At 70.2% G+C, this 16,087-nt stretch carries 18 protein-coding genes; 11 read left to right on the top strand and 7 right to left on the bottom strand.

Annotation, left to right across the window (positions count from 1 at the left end; all coding sequences use genetic code 11):
- From HUX53_RS33055 to mtrA, 3 genes are all read right to left on the bottom strand, one after another.
- A partial coding sequence (locus HUX53_RS33055; protein ID WP_176407138.1) for an LpqB family beta-propeller domain-containing protein occupies positions 1-1,914 on the bottom strand: 1,914 nt, incomplete at its 3' end.
- Positions 1,911-3,548 (bottom strand): MtrAB system histidine kinase MtrB, encoded by a 1,638-nt coding sequence (mtrB, locus tag HUX53_RS33050; protein ID WP_176407137.1) that lies wholly within the window; start codon positions 3,546-3,548, stop codon positions 1,911-1,913. The genes HUX53_RS33055 and mtrB, both read right to left, overlap by 4 nt.
- 16 nt (positions 3,549-3,564) lie before the next feature.
- Positions 3,565-4,242 carry an MtrAB system response regulator MtrA gene (gene mtrA / locus HUX53_RS33045; RefSeq protein ID WP_021598338.1) on the bottom strand — a complete coding sequence of 226 codons (678 nt, stop codon included), beginning with the start codon at positions 4,240-4,242 and terminating at the stop codon, positions 3,565-3,567.
- 247 nt (positions 4,243-4,489) lie between these two features.
- Between mtrA and HUX53_RS33040 the strand changes: the two genes are divergently transcribed.
- The 7 genes from HUX53_RS33040 (at position 4,490) to HUX53_RS33010 (ending at position 11,866) form a co-directional block, all read left to right on the top strand.
- Positions 4,490-5,578 (top strand): hypothetical protein, encoded by a 1,089-nt coding sequence (locus HUX53_RS33040; protein WP_176407136.1) that lies wholly within the window; start codon positions 4,490-4,492, stop codon positions 5,576-5,578.
- Positions 5,575-6,252 carry a DUF4129 domain-containing protein gene (locus HUX53_RS33035; RefSeq protein WP_176407135.1) on the top strand — a complete coding sequence of 226 codons (678 nt, stop codon included), beginning with the start codon at positions 5,575-5,577 and terminating at the stop codon, positions 6,250-6,252. The genes HUX53_RS33040 and HUX53_RS33035 overlap by 4 nt, the downstream gene beginning before the upstream one ends.
- Positions 6,246-7,439 carry a DUF4350 domain-containing protein gene (locus HUX53_RS33030; protein WP_176407134.1) on the top strand — a complete coding sequence of 398 codons (1,194 nt, stop codon included), beginning with the start codon at positions 6,246-6,248 and terminating at the stop codon, positions 7,437-7,439. Before HUX53_RS33035 ends, HUX53_RS33030 begins: the two co-directional genes overlap by 7 nt.
- A gap of 29 nt (positions 7,440-7,468) precedes the next feature.
- A complete protein-coding gene (locus HUX53_RS33025) occupies positions 7,469-8,461 on the top strand; it encodes a MoxR family ATPase (RefSeq protein WP_309237545.1) in 993 nt (330 codons plus the stop codon).
- Entirely contained in the window at positions 8,461-9,753 is a 1,293-nt protein-coding gene (locus HUX53_RS33020) for a DUF58 domain-containing protein (protein WP_176407132.1), read from the top strand. The genes HUX53_RS33025 and HUX53_RS33020 overlap by 1 nt, the downstream gene beginning before the upstream one ends.
- Positions 9,754-9,818: 65 nt before the next feature.
- Entirely contained in the window at positions 9,819-11,228 is a 1,410-nt protein-coding gene (locus HUX53_RS33015; protein ID WP_176407131.1) for an AAA family ATPase, read from the top strand.
- Between the two features lie 95 nt (positions 11,229-11,323).
- A complete protein-coding gene (locus tag HUX53_RS33010; protein WP_309237544.1) occupies positions 11,324-11,866 on the top strand; it encodes a hypothetical protein in 543 nt (180 codons plus the stop codon).
- 38 nt (positions 11,867-11,904) lie between these two features.
- Here the strand turns inward: HUX53_RS33010 and HUX53_RS33005 are convergent, their stop codons facing one another.
- The 3 genes from HUX53_RS33005 to HUX53_RS32995 form a co-directional block, all read right to left on the bottom strand.
- On the bottom strand, positions 11,905-12,066 hold the full coding sequence (locus tag HUX53_RS33005) for a hypothetical protein (RefSeq protein WP_176407129.1): 162 nt from the start codon (positions 12,064-12,066) through the stop codon (positions 11,905-11,907).
- 100 nt (positions 12,067-12,166) lie between these two features.
- Positions 12,167-12,388 (bottom strand): hypothetical protein, encoded by a 222-nt coding sequence (locus HUX53_RS33000; RefSeq protein WP_176407128.1) that lies wholly within the window; start codon positions 12,386-12,388, stop codon positions 12,167-12,169.
- The gene (locus HUX53_RS32995) at positions 12,385-12,747 is read right to left on the bottom strand and encodes an ATP-binding protein (RefSeq protein WP_176407127.1); all 363 of its coding nucleotides are present in this window, start codon (positions 12,745-12,747) and stop codon (positions 12,385-12,387) included. Before HUX53_RS32995 ends, HUX53_RS33000 begins: the two co-directional genes overlap by 4 nt.
- 128 nt (positions 12,748-12,875) lie before the next feature.
- Here HUX53_RS32995 and HUX53_RS32990 point away from each other — a divergent pair, with 128 nt between their 5' ends.
- Genes HUX53_RS32990 through HUX53_RS32980 form a run of 3 tightly spaced genes read left to right on the top strand, consistent with a single transcriptional unit; the run spans position 12,876 to position 14,085 of the window.
- Positions 12,876-13,688 carry a helix-turn-helix transcriptional regulator gene (locus HUX53_RS32990; protein ID WP_176407126.1) on the top strand — a complete coding sequence of 271 codons (813 nt, stop codon included), beginning with the start codon at positions 12,876-12,878 and terminating at the stop codon, positions 13,686-13,688.
- Positions 13,685-13,873, top strand: coding sequence for a DUF397 domain-containing protein (locus HUX53_RS32985; protein ID WP_176407125.1), 189 nt, complete (start codon positions 13,685-13,687; stop codon positions 13,871-13,873). Before HUX53_RS32990 ends, HUX53_RS32985 begins: the two co-directional genes overlap by 4 nt.
- Positions 13,874-13,896: 23 nt before the next feature.
- Positions 13,897-14,085: a DUF397 domain-containing protein gene (locus HUX53_RS32980; protein WP_176407124.1), complete on the top strand. Its 189-nt coding sequence runs from the start codon at positions 13,897-13,899 to the stop codon at positions 14,083-14,085.
- A 98-nt stretch (positions 14,086-14,183) separates the two neighbouring features.
- Here HUX53_RS32980 and HUX53_RS32975 read toward each other — a convergent pair whose 3' ends face one another.
- The gene (locus tag HUX53_RS32975) at positions 14,184-15,179 is read right to left on the bottom strand and encodes a stage II sporulation protein M (RefSeq protein ID WP_176407123.1); all 996 of its coding nucleotides are present in this window, start codon (positions 15,177-15,179) and stop codon (positions 14,184-14,186) included.
- A 71-nt stretch (positions 15,180-15,250) separates the two neighbouring features.
- Between HUX53_RS32975 and HUX53_RS32970 the strand changes: the two genes are divergently transcribed.
- Positions 15,251-16,087: RDD family protein (locus HUX53_RS32970; RefSeq protein ID WP_176407122.1), on the top strand; the 837-nt coding region annotated here is incomplete at its 3' end.

Genomic DNA, 16,087 nt, shown 5'->3' with positions numbered 1-16,087 from the left:
CTGTGTGTTTGTGTTTGGTTCTTGTCTGTGTGTTCTCTTCGTAGGTGGCTGTGTGTTGTTGTTGTTTTGTTTTTCGCGACGCCGCCGTCCGCCGAGTCCTGCCGTCTCTGGTTCGCGGGCGGCGTCAGGGGGGGATGAGAGGGAGGGGGGGGGGGTGGGGCAGATCCAGGGGCTGTAGGAGTTGGTGGGGGTGCGCTGGCGGCAGACCTGGGCCTTGCCGGACGAGACGGTGCCGATGAGGATCGGGGCGCCGGGGGCGGCGGCGATGGTGCGGGGTTCGCCGAGGGAGCCGACGCCGAGGGACGTGATGGCGCTGCCGCTGATCGGCATGAGGAACGGGAGGGTCTGGGAGTCGCGTTTGGCGCGGCCGAGGACGGCGAGGGTGCCGTAGTCGCGCCAGGCGAGGTCGACGGCGTCCTGGAGTTCGGAGCTGACCGGGAGGAAGGAGCCGACGTCCAGGGAGCCGTCGGGGTCGTGGGCGATGCGGCCGAGCTGCACCTGGGGGCGGCCGTCGATGCCGGCGATCACGGCGGCGCGGACGCCGTCGCGGGCGACGCGGAAGGCGAGGACCTCGCGGCCGCCGAGGCCCCAGTGGGCGGCGCGCACGAAGCCCTTGCCGGGGCGGCGCACCCACAGCCACGACTCGCCCTTCTTGGTCTCCACGACCCACAGGGTGCCGTCGCGGCTCCAGGACGGGGCGGTGAAGCGGGCGCCGTCGTGCGCGGTGAGCAGGACGCGCGGGGCGGGCGAGCCGGTGACGGGCGCGGCGGCCAGGACCTGGGTGGCGTCGCTGCTCAGGCCGGCGAACTCCTGGTAGCCGGGGGCGACGGCGGGGCGGGCGAGCCGGCCGGCGGGGCCCGTCACGACGGGCTGGGCGCGGTCGCCCTCCAGGGTGCCGAGGAACCCGGACGGGCCGACGACGTAGGCGTTCTGGTGGGCGCCGTCCGCGGCGAGCCGGCCGTCCGGCGAGTTCTCCTGCCACGCGTTCACCGGCTGGGTGGCGTCCATGCCGTCGGGGACGACGGTCTCCCCGTCGATCCGCAGCCGCCACCGCTTGATCTCGGAGAGCTGCCGCATCGTCCAGCTGAGCTGGGCGGACATGCGTTCGACGTCGCCGCCGCGGGCCTGCTTGGTGAGGTCGACGGTCGCGATCTCCTTGTCGACCTGGACGCCGCGGCGCAGCCGGGTGCCCTCGGGGAAGGCGCTCTCGACGGCGCCGGCGAGCCAGGAGGTGGGGCCGGCGAGCAGGGCCTGGACGAGCTGGGTCGGCAGCGACTGCCGGTTCGCGACGGGCAGGAAGATCCCGTTCGGGACGAGGGTGTGCCGGTCCGGCGCGAAGAAGAACAGGTTGACGGTGCGCATGGCGCGCTCGACGTCGTCCTTGGTGAGCAGCAGGCCGGACTTCTCGTCGCCGGGCAGGCCGGTGATGCGCCAGACGCCCTGCGGGGTCTTGGCGAGCTGGAAGGTGGCGTCGAGGCTCTTCGGGGACGCGGTGTACTGGCCGTCGGCGGTGATGGTGCCGAGCTGGTCGGCGGTGATCCGGACGGTCGCCTGGTTCCCCGACTGCTTGATCACGTGCGGGTCGGTGACGCGTTCGGCGAGGACGGTCACGAAGGGCCGCAGCCCCGGGTTCCAGGACGTCTGGCCGCTCAGGTACGTCTTGGCGACCTTGTGCCCGTCGTCGAAGCTGGCGGACGCGGCGAGGAACCCGGAGACGATCTCGGCGGGCCCCCAGTCGGGCCGCGGTTTGACCGGGATGAGCCGGACGTACGGGTCGTCGACGCGTTCGGCGCGTTCGGCGGGCCTGCCGCTGACGACCTGCCCGCCGCTCGGCACGCTCGCGCAGCCGGCGCCGCCGAGGACGAGGACGGCGAGGGTCAGCAGGCCGGTGACCCGCCGGGTGCACGCGCTCATTCGCCGACCTCCAGTTCGGCGAAGAGGGGGCGCGCGGCGCCGGCCCCGGGCGGGACGAGCGGCAGCGGCGAGCCGCGGAGTTCGGCGCCGGCGACGCGGGGCAGCGACAGGCGGAACTGGGAGCCCGCGCCGGGCTCGCCCCACGCCTGCAGCCAGCCGCCGTGCAGCTGGGCGTCCTCGCGGGAGATCGACAGGCCGAGCCCGGTGCCGCCGGTGGTGCGGGCGCGGGCCGGGTCGGCGCGCCAGAAGCGGTCGAAGACCATCTGCCCCTCCCCGGGTTTGAGGCCGACGCCGTGGTCGCGGACGGCGACGGCGACGGCGTCGCGGTCGGCGGCGCAGGAGATGATGATGTCCTCGCCGTCGCCGTGCTCGACGGCGTTGACGAGGAGGTTGCGCAGGATGCGTTCGACGCGGCGCCGGTCGACCTCGGCCATGCACGGTTCGCCGGGCAGCTGCAGGACGACCTTGCTGCCCTTGCGCTCCGACAGGCCCTGTATGTCGCCGACGACGCGCAGGACGAGGTCGCGCATGTCGAGGGACTCGGCGTCCAGTGTCGCGGCCCCGGCGTCGTGGCGGCTGATCTCCAGCAGGTCGGCGAGCAGCGACTCGAACCGCTCCAGCTGGCTCTGCAGCAGCTCGGCGGACCGTCCGACGGCGGGGTCGTCGAAGGTGTCGCGGTACTCGTAGAGCATGTCGGCCGCGATCCGGATGGTGGTCAGCGGCGTGCGGAGCTCGTGGGAGACGTCGGAGACGAACTGGCGCTGCACCTGCGACAGGTCCTCCAGTTCGCCGATCTTCTCCTGGAGGTTGGCGGCCATGTCGTTGAAGGAGCGGGCTAGGCGGGCCAGATCGTCCTCACCGCGTACCCTCATGCGTTCTTCCAGGCGTCCTGCGGCGAGCCTTTGGGCGCCTTGGGCGGCGAGCCGCACGGGTATGACGACCTGCCGCGTGACCAGCGAGGCGATCGCGGCCAAGAGCAGCACTAGGACGACACCCACTCCGGCCAGGGAGCGGCTCACGTTGGTGAGGGTCTGCTGCTCCTGCGTCAGCGGGAACAGGTAGTACAGCTCGAACTGACCGGTCCGGCCGCCGACGATGAGGCCGCGTTCGTCCGGCCTGCCTCCGAGGTAAGAGAGCTTGCCGTAGGTGTAGGCGCGCGAACCGGCGGGCGCGGTCTTCAGCTCTTCGCGCAGCCGCTTGGGGACGCTCTCCGGACGCAGTTCGTTGGTCGTGTACCCGTCGAAGTACTGCTCGTTGGTGTCGCGGATGTAGACCTCGTAGAGCCCGGACGGGCCGCTGCGCGATTTCAGCCGGTCGATCGTCGAGTTGAGCCTGCTGCCGTCCCCGGCGGAGTTGCCCAGGTCGCGCTGGACCTGCGCCAGGCCGTCGTCCAGCTGGAGGCGTGCCGCCTTGACCTTGCCGTCCATGAGCGCGGACGACATCTGCTGCATCAGGAACGCGCCGAGGATCGCCACCACGATCGCGGAGATGAACAGCGTGGACGTGACGACGCGGATCTGGATCGACTGGCGCCAGCGCAGGTAGGCGGTGCCGATGGCGCCGCTCACGACGCGCCGCAGCGCGCCCAGCCGCCGTCGGGCGAACCGCCTCGCCCTCCTCAGGTCCGCTCTCATGGGGGGTCCGCGGGACTCAGGCGGGACCGGCCTTGTAGCCGACACCCCGCACGGTGACGACGATCTCCGGACGCTCCGGGTCCTTCTCGATCTTGGCGCGGAGCCGCTGCACGTGCACGTTGACCAGCCGGGTGTCGGCGGCGTGCCGGTAGCCCCACACCTGCTCCAGCAGGACCTCGCGGGTGAACACCTGGCGGGGCTTGCGGGCGAGCGCGACGAGCAGGTCGAACTCCAGCGGGGTCAGCGGGATGTGCCGGTCGCCGCGCTTCACCGAGTGCCCGGCGACGTCGATGGTGATGTCGCCGATCTGCAGGGTCTCGGGCGCGGGCTCGTCGGTGCGGCGCAGCCGGGCGCGCACCCGCGCGACCAGTTCCTTGGGCTTGAACGGCTTGACGATGTAGTCGTCGGCGCCCGACTCCAGGCCGAGGACGACGTCCACGGTGTCGCTCTTGGCCGTCAGCATGACGATCGGCACGCCGGACTCGGCGCGGATCTGCCGGCACACGTCGATGCCGTCGGCCCCCGGCAGCATCAGGTCGAGCAGCACGAGGTCGGGCCGGGTCTCCCGGAACGCCTCGAGCGCCTTGTCGCCGTCGTGCACGAACGAGGGCTCGAAACCCTCGCCCCGAAGCACGATGCCGAGCATTTCGGCGAGTGCGAGATCGTCGTCGACGACCAGTACACGTCCTCTCATGGCCCTCATCGTCACAAAATCGGGGTTCGGTGGAGTGGGGCGCGATGCTCCGGCGCCACCTTGCCAGGGAGAGATATACCTTGGCGTGCAAGGTTACCCGCGTTTGCGTCGTACATGGCTCCCCCGCATCGGGTGGGCGGCTCGGATCGTACAGGTGACTCCTGAAACCAACGCAAGGTTGACATCCCGCCCATGACAGGATGACCTGACCCGCTCACAGATCGCAGGGAACCGCAGGGAGCCGAGAATGCCGGGACCGGACGGCTGGGACGACGTCGCCGACGCCGCGGACGTGGTGCGGGGCGTCCCGTTCCGTCCCATGTCCATCTCGGAGATGCTGGACGGCGCGATCGCCGGGATCCGCCGCCGGCCGCGCACCACGCTGGGCCTGTCGGTCGCGATCAGCACGGTCATCCAGGTGACGAGCTCGGTCGCCGCGTACTTCTTCATCGGCGACGACGCCCGCGACGAGGTCACCCCGGACGTGCTGCTGGAGTCGCTCGGCGCGCAGGTCACGCTGACGGTGCTGGGGCTCGTCCTGTCGGCGTTCGGGATCCTGCTGATGGCGGGGCTGGTGGCGCCGATCCTGGGCCGCGAGCTGGTCGGGCTGCCGATCGCGCCGCGGCAGGCGTGGCGGGACGCCCGGCCGAGGCTCGGCCGGCTGATCGGCACCGCCGCGGCCGTCATGGGCATCTCGCTGGGCGCGCTCGTCCTGCCGGCCGCGCCGTTCTTCACGCTGATCGCCGTGGACGCGCATCCGGCGCTCGGCGCGGTCGCCGGGATCGTCGGGTTCCCGCTCGGCATCGCGCTGATGGTGTGGCTGTACATCCTGTTCGTCCAGGCGGTCCCGGCGGTGGTGCTGGAGCGGCGGACGGTAACGGGCGCGCTGCGCCGGGCGGTCACGCTCTCCAAGGGCCGCTGGTTCCGGACGTGCGGGACGCTGCTGCTGGCGCTGCTCGTGACCGTGTTCATGGGCTTCTTCGCGCTCCGCATCCCGTTCCTGTTCGTGCAGCTGATCTTCTTCGGCGACTCGTCCGGCAGCGAGGCGACGATGGGCGCGCTCGCGGTCGACACGGTCGGCCGGATCGTGAGCTGGTCGGTGGTGCTGCCGTTCGACGCGGGCGTGATCGCGCTGCTCTACATGGACCGGCGGATGCGCCGCGAGGGCTTCGACCTGGAGCTGCGCACGCGAGGGAGTTCCGCCGCGGCGATCGCGGCGGGCAACGGCGCCCACGACGAGGCCGCTGACGACCAGGCCGCTAACGATGACGGGTTCATCGACCTGTGGCGGACCGATCCGGTGCCGGCACATCCGTGGACGGGAGCGAACCCGTGATCCTCGACCCGATCGGCCGCGACCAGGCCCGCGAGCTGGCCCGCCGCGAGCTGGAGAAGCAGGTGTACCAGCGCGACAAGCCGTCCTGGCTGGAGCGCTGGTGGGACGAGTTCACCGAGTGGCTGCACCAGTTGTTCAGCCGGGCGCCGAACCCGGAGTCGCAGGGCAGCGGCGGCGGCTGGACGTCCATCGCGATCATCGTCGTGGTCGCGCTGGTCGCGATCGGGCTGGTGGTGTGGCTGATGTGGGGCCGCCGCAACCTCCGCTCCCGCAAGGACCCGCTGCTGGACGAGACGCCGTCCACCGCCCTCGACCACCGGAAGGCGGCGGAGCAGCACGCGGCGGCGGGGCAGTGGGCCGAGGCGATCCGGGAGCGGCTCCGCGCGATCGCGCGCGACCTTGAGGAGCGGGCGGTGCTGTCGGCGCGTCCCGGCCGGACGGCGGACGAGCTGGCGGCCGAGGCGGGCGAGGCCGTGCCCGAGCTGGCCGGCGAGCTGGCCGCGGGCGTACGGATCTTCGACGACGTCTGGTACGGCGACCGGCCGGGGACGGCCGAGGGGTACGCGCGGATGACGGAGCTGGACGAGCGGCTGCGGGCGATGAAGCCGAAGCCGCTGGAGACCGACGACCTCAGCCTGGCCGGCGCGGGCGACGAGGGAGGCCCGCGATGGTGACCCAGGCCCCGCCCGAAGCGGCGCCGGCGGAGCCGTCCGCGCGGCAGGTCGCGGGCCGCCGCTGGCGGTCGGCGCGCGGCGTGGTCGCGGCGCTGCTGGCGATGGTCGTGATCGCGGTGATCCTGGCGGCGCTGCGCCCGTCCACGTCGCCGGAGGCGCTCGACCCCGAGTCGCCGAAGCAGGACGGCGCGCGGGCGCTCGCGGAGATCCTGCGGCAGAACGGCTCGGACGTGACCGTGGCGCGGACCATGGGGGACGCCCTCGCCGCTGCCGATCCGCGCGGCGTCATGGTGGTGACGCGCACCGAGCGGCTCACCGACGACGACCTGCGGATGCTGAGCGGCACGCAGGTGGACCTCCTCCTCGTCCGGCCGACCGCGTACGCGCTGGACGAGCTGGCCCCGCAGGTGCGGCGCAGCGGCCCGACCTTCGAGGAGACCGCCGTGCCCGGCTGCGCCCTGCCGGTCGCGTCGCTCGCCGGCGAGGTCGCGTTCCACGAGTCGGAGACCTACGAGATCACCGGTCCGGGGGTGGCGTGCTACGGGACCGGGCACGGCGGCGCCCAGGTCGTCCAGGTGCAGAACGGAACCAGCACGGTGACCGTGCTGGGGTCGGCGTCGCCGCTGACGAACCGGCGGCTCACCGAGGAGGGCAACGCCGCGCTGGCCATGAACCTGGCCGGGGCCGGCACCTCGACGGTGTGGCTCGTCCCGGACCTGCCGGCGGCGGGCGAGGGCGCCGGGCAGCAGTCGCTCGGCGACCTGCTGCCGTTCGGCGTCAAGCTGTTCTTCCTCGAACTGCTGGTCGCGGTGCTGCTCGTCGCGCTGTGGCGGGCCCGCCGGCTCGGCCCCGTCGTGGCGGAGGCGCTGCCGGTCATCGTCCGGTCCGCCGAGACGGTCGAGGGCCGCGCCCGCCTCTACCGGGCCGGGCGCGCCCGCGACCGCGCCTCGGACGCGCTGCGCTCCGGCGCCCGCGAACGGCTCGTCCCGCTCCTCGGGCTGCCCCGCGGCAGCGCGCAGGATCCCTCCGCCGCACAGGAGATCGTCACGGCGGTCGCCCGCCGCACGCCCTACGACGAGACGTACGTCGGGGCGGCCCTGTACGGTCCTGAACCCTTGGACGACGCCGGGCTCATCGCCCTCACGGACGTCCTCGACGACCTGGAAAGGCAGGTACGGCAGTCTTGAACACCCCTGTAGAGCTCGGGAAGGACGACGTGCCCGGCAGCGGGCCGGCCGCGCTGTCCGAGGAGGCCCGGCGGCAGGCCGAGACGGCCCGGGCGGCGCTGACGGCGCTGCGCGGCGAGGTCGCCAAGACGGTCGTCGGTCAGGACTCCGTGGTGACCGGCCTCGTCATCGCGTTGCTGTGCCGCGGCCATGTGCTGCTCGAAGGCGTCCCAGGTACCGCTAAGACGCTGCTCATCAAGACGCTGTCGCGGGCACTCGACTTGGATTTCAAGCGCGTCCAGTTCACCCCCGACCTGATGCCCGGTGACGTGACCGGTTCGTTGGTGTACGACAACCGGACGGCGGAATTCGAATTCCGCGAAGGCCCGGTCTTCACCAACATCCTGCTCGCTGACGAAATCAACCGGACGCCCCCGAAGACGCAGGCTTCCCTCCTGGAGGCCATGGAAGAGCGTCAGGTTTCGGTGGAGGGCACCGCGCGCGCTCTGCCCGACCCGTTCGTGGTGTGCGCGACCCAGAACCCGATCGAGTACGAGGGCACCTACCCCCTGCCCGAGGCCCAGCTCGACCGGTTCCTCGTCAAGCTGACCGTGCCCGTCCCCACGCGGGACGAAGAGATCTCCATGCTGCAGCGGCACGCGACCGGGTTCGACCCGCGTGACCTGTCGGCGGTGAACCCGGTCGCGGGCGCGGGCGAACTGGCCGCCGGGCAGGCCGCGGTCAGGACCGTCCACCTCGACCCCATCGTCGCCGCCTACGTCGTCGACCTGTGCCGTGCCACCCGGCAGTCCCCGTCGCTCCAGCTGGGCGTGTCCCCGCGTGGCGCGACGGCGCTGCTGGCGACTTCCCGCGCGTGGGCGTGGCTGTCGGGCCGCGACTACGTCACGCCGGACGACGTGAAGGCGCTGGCGCGGCCGACGCTGCGGCACCGCGTCCAGCTGCGTCCCGAGGCGGAGCTGGAGGGCGCGACCACCGACGGCGTGCTGGAGGGCATCCTCGCCCACGTCCCGGCCCCGCGCTGATGGCGCTGACCGGGCGCCTGGGGCTGCTGGCCCTGCTCGGCGCGCTCGTCCCGCTGTTCGCGCCGAGCTGGTGGGGGCTGTTCGCGGTGTGGGGCGTCCTGCTGCTCGGCGTCGTCGCCGACCTGGTCCTGGCCGGGAACGTGCGGAAGCTGCGCTTCCACCGCGCGGGCGACACCAGCGTGCGGCTCGGCGAGACGGCGCAGGTGGCGCTGATCGTGGAGAACCTCGGGCGGCGGCGCCTCAAGGCCAGGCTGCGGGACGTGTGGCCGCCCAGCGCGGGCGCCACGCCCCGCACGGTCAAGGTGGACGTTCCGGCCGGTGAGCGGCGCCGCGTCGAGATGACGCTGACGCCGACGCGGCGCGGCGACCGCAAGGCCGTCACCGTCGTCGTCCGCTCCGTCGGGCCGCTCGGGCTGGCCGCGCGCCAGCTGTCCCGCGCCGCGCCCTGGACGGTGCGCGCGCTGCCGGCGTTCCCGTCCCGCCGCCACCTGCCCGCCAAGCTGGCGCGGCTGCGCGAGCTGACCGGCGCGCACGTCGCGCTGATCCGCGGGCAGGGCACCGAGTTCGACTCGCTGCGCGAGTACGTGGACGGCGACGACGTCCGGTCCATCGACTGGCGGGCCACCGCGCGGCGGGGCGACGTCGTCGTCCGGACGTGGCGCCCGGAGCGCGACCGGCGCATCTACCTGGTGCTCGACACCGGCCGCACGTCCGCCGGCCGCGTCGGCGACATCCCCCGGCTGGACTGCTCGATGGACGCGGCGCTGCTGCTCGGCGCGCTCGCGTCCCGCGCCGGCGACCGCGTCGACCTGCTCGCCTACGACCGGCGCGTCCGCACCCGCGTGGAGGGCGCGTCCCGCACGGACCTGCTGCCCGCGATGGTGCACGCGATGGCGCCGCTGGAGCCGGAGCTGCTCGAATGCGACGCCGCCGGGATGGTGTCGACGCTGATGGCCCGCGTCCGGCAGCGCTGCCTGGTCGTGCTGCTGACCGAGCTGAACACGGCCGCGATCGAGGAGGGCCTGCTGCCGCTGCTGCCGCAGCTCACCGCCCGCCACCTCGTCATGATCGCCGCGGTGTCGGACCCGCGCGTCGGCGAGATGGCCGCCGCGCGCGGCGACCTCGCGTCCGTGTACGACGCGGCCGCCGCCGAACGCGCCCGCGCCGAGCGCCGCCGCCTGACCGCCGAACTGCGCGGCCACGGCGTCGAAGTCGTGGACGCCCCACCGAACGAGATAGCCCCCGCCCTGGCCGACGCCTACCTGGCCCTCAAGGCCGCCGGACGCCTTTAATCGCCCCGGCGACCCGGACGTGAGCTGGGCCGTGCCCCGTATCATGGCGAACATGGGGAGGATCAATGCTGACAAGGCTTGAGGTCGATGGCTTCAAAAATCTTCTCGACCTCCAGGTTGATTTCGGCCCATTTACCTGCATTGCGGGCGTCAACGGAGCAGGTAAATCAAACATATTCGATGTCATCCAATTCATCAGCCTGCTGGCCGACAAGTCGCTCATTGCGGCGGCTCAGGAAGTCAGAGGCGTCCACGGGGAACGGCTCGGCGATCCACGCGACCTGTTCTGGAACGGTTACTCGAGCACGAGCCATGCGATGCGCTTCGCTGCGGAGATGATCGTCCCCGGTGAAGTCGAAGATGACTTCGGACGCTCGGCAGAGCCGTCCATCACTTTCCTCCGATACGAACTAGAACTCGGATACACACACCCCTCCGGAATCGAGAAGATCGGGCGGCTCAATCTGCTCGCCGAACGACTTCACCATATTAAATTGGGCGATGCGGCAGAGCGGCTGCGTTTCAAGCACAGTGCCACTTACTGGCGCAAGGCGGTTCTCCAGGGACGCCGCGCCAAAGCCCCATTCATTTCGACTTCCGTAGACGACGAAGGCCAACCGATCATCAGCATCCATCAGGACGGTGGAAGCAGAGGACAACCGAAGCCGGCTGCCGCGTCACGGGCACCGGCGACGGTGGTGAGCACGGTCACGAGCAGCGACGACCCCACCGTCCTCGCCGCCCGCCGAGAGATGCAGTCCTGGCGCCGGCTGGCACTCGAACCGTCCGCGCTCCGGACGGCGGACCGCTATGTCGACCAGCGCAACATGGATCCCACCGGCCGTCACCTGGCGGCGACTCTCTTTCGAATAGCCTACGAAGACGGCGACCCTGACCGGGTCTACGCGAGAGTCGCGGGCCGGCTGGCCGATCTCGCCGGTGTCACGGTCAAGGACTTGCGGGTCGAGCAGGACGATGTCCGCGAGCTCTTCACCGTCCAACTCGTCGAATCGGAAGGTTTCACGCTTCCGGCACGGAGCCTATCTGAGGGGACGCTGCGTTTCCTTGCCCTCTGCGTGCTCCTGGAGGATCCTTCGGTCGAAGGTCTGCTGTGCATGGAAGAACCGGAAAACGGCATCCATCCGGCAAATTTGAATGCAATGGTCCAGTTGGTAGAGGATCTGGCGGTGGATGTCCAGGAGGCGCCCGGACCGGACAATCCTTTTCGGCAGGTCATTGTCAACACGCATTCTCCCGCAATCGTCCAGCTCGTCGACCCGCAGGATCTACTCTTTGCGGAGCAAGGCCCGCAGCCGACACCTGACGGTACGATGGCCAACGCTTTGCAGCTACGACCACTTAATGGAACGTGGCGCGACACGAGAGACTCAAAGGCTGTCGCCGTCACCAAGGCGGACATCCTCCCCTACCTCACTACGCCACCCGGAGCGCAGACGACCCTGGAGTTGACTTGACTCTGCGCGTCTTGTTCCTCGGCGAAGGAACCAGCGATAGTGGAATCACTTTCCACATTCGACGGATTGCAAGCGACCACGGATACAGAGTAGCCGTGACCGACCCTCTGGTGGAGCGCCTTCCTCAGCCTGCCCGGCGCACAGTCCAAGCAAAGCTGGAGGCGATCCGGGACATGGGCGGCCAATATGAACTGGTCGCGATTCATCGGGATGCCGACAACGCCGGGCGAGGCCCACGACACCAAGAGATACAGCGCGCCGTCGCGGCCGTCATGCCCGACGTTCCTTGTGTACCAGTCGTTCCGATTCGCATGACCGAAGCCTGGCTCATGCTGGACGAAGCTTGCATCAGACGCGTCGCAGGCAACCCGAACGGACACATGAACCTTGACTTGCCGAAGTGGAGAAATGTCGAAACGGTAGCAGACCCGAAAGCCAGGCTAAGGGAAGTGCTCGCCTCCGCGTCCGGCCTTACTGGCCGGAAACTCAATAGGTTCAGGCAACGGTTCCCCGAACACCGACGACAACTCCTGGAGCGCATCGAACCGACCGGTCCGATCGTGGAAGTCTCTTCATGGCAAGCGTTCAACTCCGACTTGCTTTCCGGCCTGGGAGAAGCGGCGTCCCGCACCGGTTGACGGACCTGCATCCAAGCAGAGCCGGGTGTCATCGTGGTTCATCGAGGCCCGATCCACTCGTCGCCCGGGAAGAGCCGGTACTTGAGCAGCAGGTCCAGTGCGTCGGCCGCGGCCTTGGTGTCCCCGCATGGCCATACGAAGCCCTCGCGTCCGTCGCCGGCCTCGAAGTACCCCCAGTTCTCGCCCGGCAGCGCTTTCACCCTCACCTCGCGGCAACGTCACCAGGGCTCAGGAGCTGACCGGGTCCGAAGTCCCAGCCGTGGATGATCGTCGGCCTGTCGGCCGGCCGATTCCTACTACTCATCGGGGGGTTCCCATCTGGTTGAACCTGACTTCGGCAGGCGGGTCCGGGAGAAGAGGCGTGCCGCGCATGGCCAGGACGAGCCGCGCGTGCCGGACCCGCGCCAGTGCCCGGCGGCGCTCCGGGTCCGGGGGCACGTCCGAGGAAAGCCACGGGCCGTACACGCGCAGGATGGCGCGCTGGTAAAGCGAGTCGGCGGCGATCTGTTCGGGCGAGGTCACGGGACGGCCCACTCCGCGAAGACCGTCTTGCCGCCCTCCCGGTCATCGCGAACGGCGCCCCACCGGGTGACGAGCTCCCCGACGATCATCAGCCCCCTGCCGCCCACCGCGTCCGGGCCGGGGCGGCACGACACCGGAAGCGTGGCGTCGCCGTCCCAGACCTCCACCACGCAGACGCGGCCGTCCGAACGGGCGTTCACCCGGACCTCGTCCGTGACCGCGTGCCGGATCGCATTCGCGATCAACTCCGAAACCACGACCCGCACCAGATACTCGTCCACCGGCCAGCCGGCCGCGATCGCGGCGACGTGATCCCGCGCCACCTTGATCTTCTCGACATCCGGTTTGAACGCGATCATCGAATTTCCCCTCCCGGTCGTCATCCCCGGCGCCTCGGCTGGATATTTGTGCCGTACGCCACACAGGATGAGGCTGGACGGGATACCTTCTCTACGTTCGCGAACCTCAGTAACCTCCGGAGGATTCCGTGTCAGGGCGTAACGAACTGGATCCGGACCGTTCTATCTGGCACTTCATAGCCCTTGAAGTGCTGCGCCTCCGCAAATTGTCCGGTTTGACGGGCCAAGCGCTCGCCAACAGTATTGGATGCCACCGTTCTTATGTTTCCCGGGTCGAGAACGCATCCATTCACCTGTCGATCAAGTACGCGGAGCAGCTGGACGAAATCTGGAAGCCCGTGATCCCGTTCGCACGGCTCGTGCGCTGGGCCGAAGCGTCCGATGACGGCGACTGGTTCACCGGGCTGACGTGGCACGAGGCACGGGCGACACGTCACCGCATGTGGGAAGCGCTCCTGGTCCCGGGGCTGTTCCAGACGGAGAACTACGCGCGGGCCGCACTCTCTTCGGGGATGGTGGACGACGTGGAACGCGCCGTGAACACGAGACTCGCTCGGCAGGAAGCCGTGTTCGGGCAGTCCAACCCCCCGCGCCTGACTGTCATCTTGAGTTGGGCCGTGCTCGCTCAGCCTGTGGGGAGTAACGACGTGATGCATGAGCAGATCAGCCACCTGCTCACAGCCGCGGACCTGCCAAACGTCAACCTGCGTGTTCTCGAGCGGGCTTCAGGGACCCATGTCGGGCTGGACGGCTCATTCCGCATCATGACGGTGGAAGATAGAGATGTCGCATTCGCAGACGCCCCCGAACGCGGGCGGCTCGTCACCGACCCGGGGGACGTCCAGAGGTACGCAGTAAGGTACGACCGCATCAGCGACACGGCGGAAGGAATCGGCTCAACCCGGGCCGCCCTCGAAAGAGCTATGGAGACCTACCGATGATCGTTTGGCGCAAGGCGTCACGCAGCAACACGTCCGGCGGTGACTGCGTTGAGGTTGCACAGCGTCCAGGAAACATCGGAGTACGGGACAGCAAGGACCCGCTCGGCCCGGCCTTCGCGCTCTCGCGGGAGACCTTCCGGAGCCTCGTACACGCCGCCAAAGCGGGAAACCTGGACGCGCCTTGACCCGGCACGTCCCAACGCATCGCATGATCAAGTGGCGCAAGGCGAGCAGGAGCACATCCGAAGGTGGGGCGTGTGTAGAGCTGGCACAGCTTCTCGGCGCAGTAGGGGTGCGAGACAGCGAGGACCCGGACGGCCCCGCGTTCACACTCCCCGTCTCTGCCGCGCGGGCACTACTGGATACCGTCAAGCGCGGCGAACACGACACCCCCTGACGCGCTGCGCAGTGGACGCCCACCCGGACGGGATGAGTCTCCGCCCTGACCGCGACTATCTGCCCCCTCAAGTCCGCCGGACGCCTTTGTGTGGCGGTTCAGCCGCTTACGGGGGCGAGGTCGGGGCGGAGGTCGGCGTCGCCGGTCTCGCCCTGGCGGGTGGCGCGGCGGCCGAGGACGATCACGTAGCTGAGGAACGCGACCTCCGCGAGGACGCCGATCGCGATGCGCAGCCAGGTGATGTGCACCCAGCCGGTCACGAACCCCTCGATGAGGCCGGACACCAGCAGCACCGCGATCAGCCCGATGGCGATGCTGACGGCGGCGCGTCCCTCCTCGGCGAGGGCCTGGCCGCGGCGGCGCGGGCCGGGGTCGACGATCGTCCAGCCGAGCTTGAGGCCGCCCGCGACGGCGAGGTAGACGGCGGTCAGCTCCAGCAGGCCGTGCGGGAGGATCAGCCCGAAGAACACGTCGCCCTTGCCGTTGGCGAACATGAGCCCGCCGATCAGGCCCAGGTTGAGCTGGTTCATCAGCAGGACGTACACGGTCGGGATGCCGAGCAGGATCCCGAAGATCAGCGCGACCGCCGACACCCACGCGTTGTTCACCCACACCTGGAACGCGAACGACGCCGCCGAATGCTCGGTGTAGTAGTTCGCGAAGTCGTGCTCGACCAGCTCGCGGATCTCGTCCGGCGTCCCGATGCTCGCCTGCACCTCCGGGCTGTGCACCACCCAGATCGCCAGCGCGAGCGCGAGCAGGTTGCCGAGGACGGCGTTGCCGAGCCACCACCACTTCATCCGGTACGCGACGGCCGGGAACGTCACGGTCGCGAAGCGGGTGACATCGCGCCAGAGCGGCGCCTGCGCGCCCGCCACCGCGGCCCTGCCGCGCGCCACGAGCGACGACAGCCGGCCCACCAGCTGCGGGTCGGGCGAACTGGACCGGACGACGGACAGGTGCGTGGCCGTCCGCTGGTACAGCTCGACCAGCTCGTCCGCTTCGGCACCGGTCAGCCTGCGCCCGCGGTTGATGAGGTGCTCCAGGCGCAGCCAGTCGGCGTTGTGCGCGGCCACATAGGCGTCGACGTCCACCCGGTGAGACTAACGTGTCGGCTTACCGAACCGGCAAAATGGACTTACCGCCGGCATGGGAGGATCAGGACATGGCCGAACTCGTGACCGGCGAGGCCGTCGCGCTCGACATCCGCGTCGCGCGGCTGGCCAGCCGGGGCTGCGCCTTCCTGCTCGACCTGATCTTCCAGATGGTGATGCTCTACATCGTCATCTACGTCACGGCGATGACCTCCCTCGTCGCGGACGACGCGTGGACGGTCGGGCTGTCGCTGCTCGGCACGGTCGCCGTCCTCGTCGGCTACCCGTGCGTGTTCGAGACGCTGCTGCGCGGCCGGACGCTGGGCAAGATGGCCGTCGGGCTGCGCGTCGTCGGCGACGACGGCGGCCCGGTCCGGTTCCGGCAGGCGCTCGTCCGGGCGCTGGCCAGCGTGATCGAGTTCTGGACGTTCTACGGCTCCCCCGCACTGATCACCTCGTTCTGCAACCGGCGCGGCAAGCGGCTCGGCGACCTGTTCGCCGGGACGATCGTCATCCAGGAGCGCGCCCCCGCGTCGGTGCTGTTCGGCCCGGTCGCGGTGATGCCGCCGCAGCTCGCCTGGTGGGCCCGCACGCTGGAGATCTCGCTGCTGTCGGACGAGCTGGCGATGACGGCCCGGCAGTACCTGTCGCGGTTCTGGGAGCTGCTGCCCGAGGTGCGCGACTCGCTGGGGCAGCGGATCGCCGGCCAGGTCGTCGAGGTGATCAGCCCGCCCCCGCCGCCGGGGGTGCGGCCGGAGATCCTGCTGTCGGCGGTGCTCGCCGAACGCCGGCACCGCGAGGAGGTGCGGCTCGCCGAGCGCCGCGCCCGCCTCTTATACACCTCTCCGAGCCCACGAGACGGACTCCCAACTCGCATGCCGGCTTATGCGCTAAAAAAAAAAAAAACA

It is taken from the genome of Actinomadura sp. BRA 177, assembly GCF_013372625.1.
GTDB lineage: Bacteria > Actinomycetota > Actinomycetes > Streptosporangiales > Streptosporangiaceae > Spirillospora.
Note: the sequence above shows the minus strand (reverse complement) of the source record. Positions and strands in the feature narration are given on the sequence as shown.

Excerpts from the sequence above, each read along its gene's own strand:
- HUX53_RS33030 (WP_176407134.1), top strand. The coding sequence starts at position 6,246 with ATGGTGACCCAGGCCCCGCCCGAAGCGGCGCCGGCGGAGCCGTCCGCG.
- HUX53_RS32980 (WP_176407124.1), top strand. The coding sequence starts at position 13,897 with ATGATCAAGTGGCGCAAGGCGAGCAGGAGCACATCCGAAGGTGGGGCG.
- mtrB (WP_176407137.1), bottom strand. The coding sequence starts at position 3,548 with ATGAGAGCGGACCTGAGGAGGGCGAGGCGGTTCGCCCGACGGCGGCTG.
- mtrA (WP_021598338.1), bottom strand. The coding sequence starts at position 4,242 with ATGAGAGGACGTGTACTGGTCGTCGACGACGATCTCGCACTCGCCGAA.
- HUX53_RS33020 (WP_176407132.1), top strand. The coding sequence starts at position 8,461 with ATGGCGCTGACCGGGCGCCTGGGGCTGCTGGCCCTGCTCGGCGCGCTC.
- HUX53_RS33040 (WP_176407136.1), top strand. The coding sequence starts at position 4,490 with ATGCCGGGACCGGACGGCTGGGACGACGTCGCCGACGCCGCGGACGTG.
- HUX53_RS32995 (WP_176407127.1), bottom strand. The coding sequence starts at position 12,747 with ATGATCGCGTTCAAACCGGATGTCGAGAAGATCAAGGTGGCGCGGGAT.
- HUX53_RS32985 (WP_176407125.1), top strand. The coding sequence starts at position 13,685 with ATGATCGTTTGGCGCAAGGCGTCACGCAGCAACACGTCCGGCGGTGAC.
- HUX53_RS33015 (WP_176407131.1), top strand. The coding sequence starts at position 9,819 with ATGCTGACAAGGCTTGAGGTCGATGGCTTCAAAAATCTTCTCGACCTC.